Annotated in this window: 6 protein-coding genes; 1 reads left to right on the top strand and 5 read right to left on the bottom strand. The window is 31.5% G+C overall.

Going from position 1 to position 5,557, the window contains the following annotated elements; all coding sequences use genetic code 11:
- The first annotated feature begins 237 nt into the window (after positions 1-237).
- Complete coding sequence (locus tag CN514_RS17560) at positions 238-561, top strand: hypothetical protein (protein WP_098233715.1); 324 nt, start codon at positions 238-240, stop codon at positions 559-561.
- Positions 562-612: 51 nt separating this feature from the next.
- Here CN514_RS17560 and CN514_RS17555 read toward each other — a convergent pair whose 3' ends face one another.
- From CN514_RS17555 to CN514_RS17535, 5 genes are all read right to left on the bottom strand, one after another.
- Positions 613-801 carry a hypothetical protein gene (locus CN514_RS17555; RefSeq protein WP_098233714.1) on the bottom strand — a complete coding sequence of 63 codons (189 nt, stop codon included), beginning with the start codon at positions 799-801 and terminating at the stop codon, positions 613-615.
- Between the two features lie 172 nt (positions 802-973).
- On the bottom strand, positions 974-1,825 hold the full coding sequence (locus CN514_RS17550; protein WP_098233713.1) for an EcsC family protein: 852 nt from the start codon (positions 1,823-1,825) through the stop codon (positions 974-976).
- Positions 1,826-1,930: 105 nt separating this feature from the next.
- Positions 1,931-3,121: an acetate kinase gene (locus CN514_RS17545; protein WP_098233712.1), complete on the bottom strand. Its 1,191-nt coding sequence runs from the start codon at positions 3,119-3,121 to the stop codon at positions 1,931-1,933.
- A 91-nt stretch (positions 3,122-3,212) separates the two neighbouring features.
- Positions 3,213-4,205: a class I SAM-dependent methyltransferase gene (locus tag CN514_RS17540; protein WP_098233711.1), complete on the bottom strand. Its 993-nt coding sequence runs from the start codon at positions 4,203-4,205 to the stop codon at positions 3,213-3,215.
- A gap of 308 nt (positions 4,206-4,513) precedes the next feature.
- On the bottom strand, positions 4,514-5,557 hold a 1,044-nt coding region (locus CN514_RS17535), incomplete at its 5' end, for a phosphatidylglycerol lysyltransferase domain-containing protein (RefSeq protein WP_098233710.1).

Genomic DNA, 5,557 nt, shown 5'->3' with positions numbered 1-5,557 from the left:
AGAACCATGATAGTGAGTAGACTAATTATTAGACGAAAACCAACTCAGTCAATAAAAAAATTGAGAATAATTACGTAAAGGATAACTCAACTATGTAGGATTCGTTGTATCCGAATTTATGCCCTCGGAGTGTTAGAACCAAACGAGAGTAGTTTCGGCAAAATCGAACACGTAGAACAGGGAAACAAACATCAATTTATTGATATTTATAAATTAATGGCACCGGGGGAGTAAAAAATGTTACAAGATTATTTTTCATACGATGAACGATTAGGTATTTTTCTACCATGCCTAAAGCTGGATTGGGAAGATTACTCTCACGATCAACAACTAATGATTCTTACGGAATGGGAATATATACGTGGTGGAATACCTGATCAAATTAAGCGTTTAGAGTTTTCGATTAATCATAAACAAGAACAATTAAATCATGAATCTGATTTTGCTTTGAGCTGTAAATTAAATTCTGAAATTGCAGAATTAGCATCAATTATTAACGATCTTTGGATTTGGTTTAGAAGTAACCAACAAATGTCCAATGAGACAAAAATACATGGTTAAAAAGCTAACAATAAATTTGTTAGCTTTTTTCTGTACCTCTATTATTTATGTTTATTCATTTTCGCGCTTTTGAATTTGTAAAAGCGTGTCTCCGATTGTTTTCAGTTCCTCTTTTAGTCGGATGGTTTCATTCGCAACTTTATCGGAAGATGCTTCTTTGATTTGCTTGTTTAGTTGGTCAATCACTTTTCGTAACTTTCCGACGGATTGTTCTAGTTGAAAACTTGATGTAGGCTTCATAAATGTCTCCTTGATTGGTTTTCCTTTAGCATACCACATCCTCGTTTACAACCAAACGGGTATTCGATTAGCTAAGGGTAAATTGTCTAATGGATGTTCAAGTATTTCGGTTCGCACTCATTCTACACGCTAAAAAAGCTAACAGACAATTTGTTAGCTTCTCAAATTTCGATTAATCTGTTGGCTCCTGGTTTACCCGTTTTGATAATATACGATATTGATAAAATTTCTTTGTATATTCTAATACGTTTTTTGTAAAAGATTCATTCCATTTTGCCCCAACAGTAACTCCTAATAAAGGAATACCACCTAAAACTTTATTCCGTAATGAGTGGATCATTAATAACTTGCACATTTGTAATATAACTGTGTAATAGACCCCTTCTCCATTAAATTCATTTTCCCAAGTTGCAAATACATCAGAATCCTCATGTTTTAAAATATCGTTCATTAACTTACTCCAAACAACGTATTTTTCGGTTGTTGGGAGAATTGCACCTTGGAGTACTTTTAAGCTACACTCCATCTCTTTTGGAATACTTACATCATAACCATAACAAAGAGCTATTTCTTGTACCGTTTTAAGATTAATAAATAATAAAGCTGGTAAATCACCAAATAAAGCAAGCTTTGTACTAGTTCCACTTATTCCACCTTGAACACTTGAAACGATTAATGCTTTCGATATTTCTTGCTCAGCTAAGAAATTCAATTGTCTTAATGGTAACTTTCTTAAATCGCTTATTGTCTTAATATCACTTCTTAAGATTTGTGCTCGATTAAGTATATCTAATTTCTTTTCTTGAAACTGTTTTGTTGTTTGTATTAAAGATTGAGTGTGGAAAAAAGCAGTTGAAAAAAATTCTTTAAAAGTATTCGAATAGCTCTGAGGTATTTTTTGGAGGAGAAAATTAGAAGCATTTTGAAACATAAGTTCTAATTTATTTAAATTTTGCTGTTGTTGTTTCTTTTCAATCAAATCGTTAAGTTCCAGCCATAAATTATACTCTTTCATTTGATCCATATTATCACCTCAAATATAAAAAAACGTAGAGCCAAAAAGTGATCTCAATTTAAGAATATGAGGTCATCTATTTTTGTATGCTCTACGTTTATGTTTACTAACAGATTATTTCATTCCAACTCGTACTACATCTCTTGCGATAACAACTTCTTCATTAGTTGGAATTACAATTACTTTAACTGGAGAGTGATCAAAGCTAATGAAAGCTTCTTTTCCTCTAAAGTTATTTTTACTTGGGTCAAAATAAACACCCATAAATTCAAGACCTTCTAAAACAGCTTGACGAATTTCCGGTCCATTTTCACCAATACCAGCAGTGAAAATAATCGCATCTACGCCTTTCATACGTGCAGCATAAGATCCTAAATATTTGTGAATACGTTCAATGAATACACTTTGAGCGATTTTAGCTCGTTTATTACCTTCTTCTGCTGCAGTCTCAATATCACGTAAGTCACTTGAGAATCCAGAGATACCAAGCATACCACTTTGTTTATTTAATACATCAAGTACTTCCTCAGCTGTTTTACCTGTTTTTTCCATAATAAATGGGATTAAAGCTGGGTCTAAGTTACCTGAACGAGTTCCCATTGTTACACCAGCAAGTGGAGTGAATCCCATTGAAGTATCGATTGATTTTCCACCTTCAACGGCAGCAATACTTGCACCATTTCCTAAGTGACATGAAATAAGTCTTAACTCTTCAAGTGGTTTACCAATTAATTCAGCAGCTCTTTCAGTTACATACTTATGTGATGTACCGTGGAATCCATATTTACGAATACCAAATTGCTTATAGTACTCATAAGGTAAGCTATATAAGTAAGACTCTTCAGGCATTGTTTGATGGAATGCAGTATCAAATACAGCTACTGCAGGAACATTTGGTAATAATTCTTTAAATGCACGAATACCTACTAGGTTAGCTGGGTTATGAAGTGGTGCTAAATCAGAAAGTTGATCAATTTGTTGTTCAACTTCTTCAGTAATTATAGCAGAATCTGTAAATAGTTCTCCACCATGAACTACACGATGTCCAACACCATGAATTTCATCGAATGAAGAAATAATTCCTAAACCTGTTAGCTTTTCAAGAAGCATTTTTACTGCAACAGAGTGATCAGCAATATCAGTTACTTCTTTAATTTTTTCCCCGTTTACTGAAATTACAAAAACGCTATCCTTTAAACCGATACGTTCTACTAAACCAATTGTAAGTACTTTTTCGCTAGGCATTTCAATTAATTGAAATTTTAATGACGATGAACCTGCATTAATAGCAAGAATATTTGCCATGTTTTTTACATCTCCTTTAAACATGAAACTGTTATATTTTTTTAGCTGAAATTATTATAACACAAATTAGTTTACGTGTTTAAAAGTTCAATTATTGTAAATTTTCTTTAAACCATTCATTCATTTGAAGCATAATATCTTCAACTGCTTTCATATTCGATAACTTAGGGAAATCAACTAATAAAGCCTGTTTTGGCTTCTTCATATTTTCTGCATTTTTGCGGATTATTAATATACTTTTTTGATGTTTTTCGTCCTTAAAGGCAGATACTGGCAACTGTATCAATCCTTGAATAACACCTGTTTCATTAATATAGCTTTGTAATTGCGCAGATTGCTCTGAAGTAAATAGGTGATTTGGAACTAGCGAGATGAAAAATCCTCCAGATTTTAAGTAGTTCATACTTTGCTCAATAAACAAATGATGAGCATAAGACATGCCTTCTTTTGCTTTTAAAGTATATTCGTTTGCACGTTCAGCATTTGGATAAAAACCAATTGGTAAATCACAAACAACAAGATCAACTGGTTCTACAAATAAAGGTGCTAAACTGTCTTGATTAAATAGTTCTATCTCATGTCCTAGTAAGTTGCCAATAACAAACGCGATTCTAACAAGAACATCATCTACATCTATTCCAACAGATTCAGTAAATTTATCCTTTGAAGAATTTAAAATTGTTAATAAAAGATTTCCAGTACCAATTGCCGGATCTAAAATAATTAAATTTTGTTTCCCCTCAGTAAGCTTTCCAACTAAATAAGTAATAATAAAAGCAATACCATCTGGAGTCATTTCATGATTTGTTTGTACTCCTTGCTTCATACCTTTTAATATTGCTAATTGAAATGCTCTACGAATACTCTCATTATCTTTTGATGCCGATGTAAATTGATGAATTGTATTCATAAGCTTATCTTTTTGCGAACCATTAATTTCTTCTTGCAAAACTTCCCCTTCAAAGAAATTTTCACCTGTTTCAATTAATGCCTCTAAATAAGAAATTTCTAAATTATCTTTTAAACATTCTGTCGATTCATCTATGTAATTAAATAAAAATTCCACTGAATTCTCTTTTACCATTTTTCATTCCTCACTTTCATAATAGAACAGTCATTGTGTTTCATTATACGTATGGCTTTTAAACGTGTCCACTTTAATAATTTCTTCTATTAGAAAGTATTTGGTTTTTTTAATCAATTTTAATCCAGTACTGTTAATTTAATTTTAATTGATGAATGTTTAGTTTTATTTAATACATTTTGAACTTTTTATGTAGTTTTCATTTTTTTGTATTGAACTGGAATTAATGGCATTATGACGAAGTATTCTTTTTCATGTAGCAATAATACCAAAGCATAAAAAAAAGACCTCTTATATAGAGGCCCTCGTTAACTAATTTTCACATTCTTTTCTAAAGGTTTCATAAATCGAGTTATATAGTTCAAAGATTTAGTTCCATGAACTAGGCGATATAAGCTTGTGATAACCGAAAGTAATGTATATGGTTTGTATGCTAAGTATTTTGATTCCCATTTATTCGCAAATTTGCTTTTAAAAGTTAGTAATCCTTTGAAGTTATAAATTGAGTTACCATATTTAAAGATCATTTTTGCAGATTTTTCGATGATTGATGATTTTGAATCTTGGCCAACATTGGCTAATGGAGCCATTCCAAGGCTGCAGCTTTTAAATCCATTTTCTTTTGCCCAAAACATAATTGAAACAAACAGCATATCCATCGTTCCATATGGTAATTCCTTTAAGTATCTCATTAAATCGATTGTTATATTTTCGCCTTGAATCGGTAATGTGGCAAAAGCAATAACTTGACCATTTTTATCCCTTAAGATACCGATCGGAAAATTTGAAACATAATCAAAATGAAATGAACCAACTGAAAAGGATAGCTCTTCTCTTCCGTTTAACCATACATCTGAGACCCCTTTAAGCTCTTGAAGTAGACCTATAGTATGTCCAGGCATAGACACTTCAAATTGATAACCTTGTCGAATGAATTTGTTCCTTTTTGTTCTTAGTTTTGCGCCTTTTTTTCCTGAAATTTCGAAATTCTCTAATTCAACTATTGCTTCTTCACCTAATTTTAACAATCGATAGCCAGCTTTTTCATAAAACATTTTTGAGTTTTCGTCTATTTGATAAAAGCACGGAATACATTTTATACTCCTTGAATAATTTTCAAACTCCTTTATTTTTTCAAAAGAAATCTCACCAATTGGATCACATAGAACAACTAATTTATTACCCTGTTTACGGTAAACGAATGCAGATTTTTGATCTTCTGAAAGAAATACTTTTTTATCTCCAAGTAATCCTAAATGTGTTAATGAAGTTCCACCATATGTTTGAATAAGTTGTTGAATAATCTCAATTGTAGTTTTATGATTTGATTCTTTTAAAATTTGTTTCATAAT

This window comes from Bacillus sp. AFS001701 (assembly GCF_002559405.1).
GTDB lineage: Bacteria > Bacillota > Bacilli > Bacillales > Bacillaceae_G > Gottfriedia.
Note: the sequence above shows the minus strand (reverse complement) of the source record. Positions and strands in the feature narration are given on the sequence as shown.

Excerpts from the sequence above, each read along its gene's own strand:
- CN514_RS17550 (WP_098233713.1), bottom strand. The coding sequence starts at position 1,825 with ATGGATCAAATGAAAGAGTATAATTTATGGCTGGAACTTAACGATTTG.
- CN514_RS17560 (WP_098233715.1), top strand. The coding sequence starts at position 238 with ATGTTACAAGATTATTTTTCATACGATGAACGATTAGGTATTTTTCTA.
- CN514_RS17540 (WP_098233711.1), bottom strand. The coding sequence starts at position 4,205 with ATGGTAAAAGAGAATTCAGTGGAATTTTTATTTAATTACATAGATGAA.
- CN514_RS17545 (WP_098233712.1), bottom strand. The coding sequence starts at position 3,121 with ATGGCAAATATTCTTGCTATTAATGCAGGTTCATCGTCATTAAAATTT.
- CN514_RS17555 (WP_098233714.1), bottom strand. The coding sequence starts at position 801 with ATGAAGCCTACATCAAGTTTTCAACTAGAACAATCCGTCGGAAAGTTA.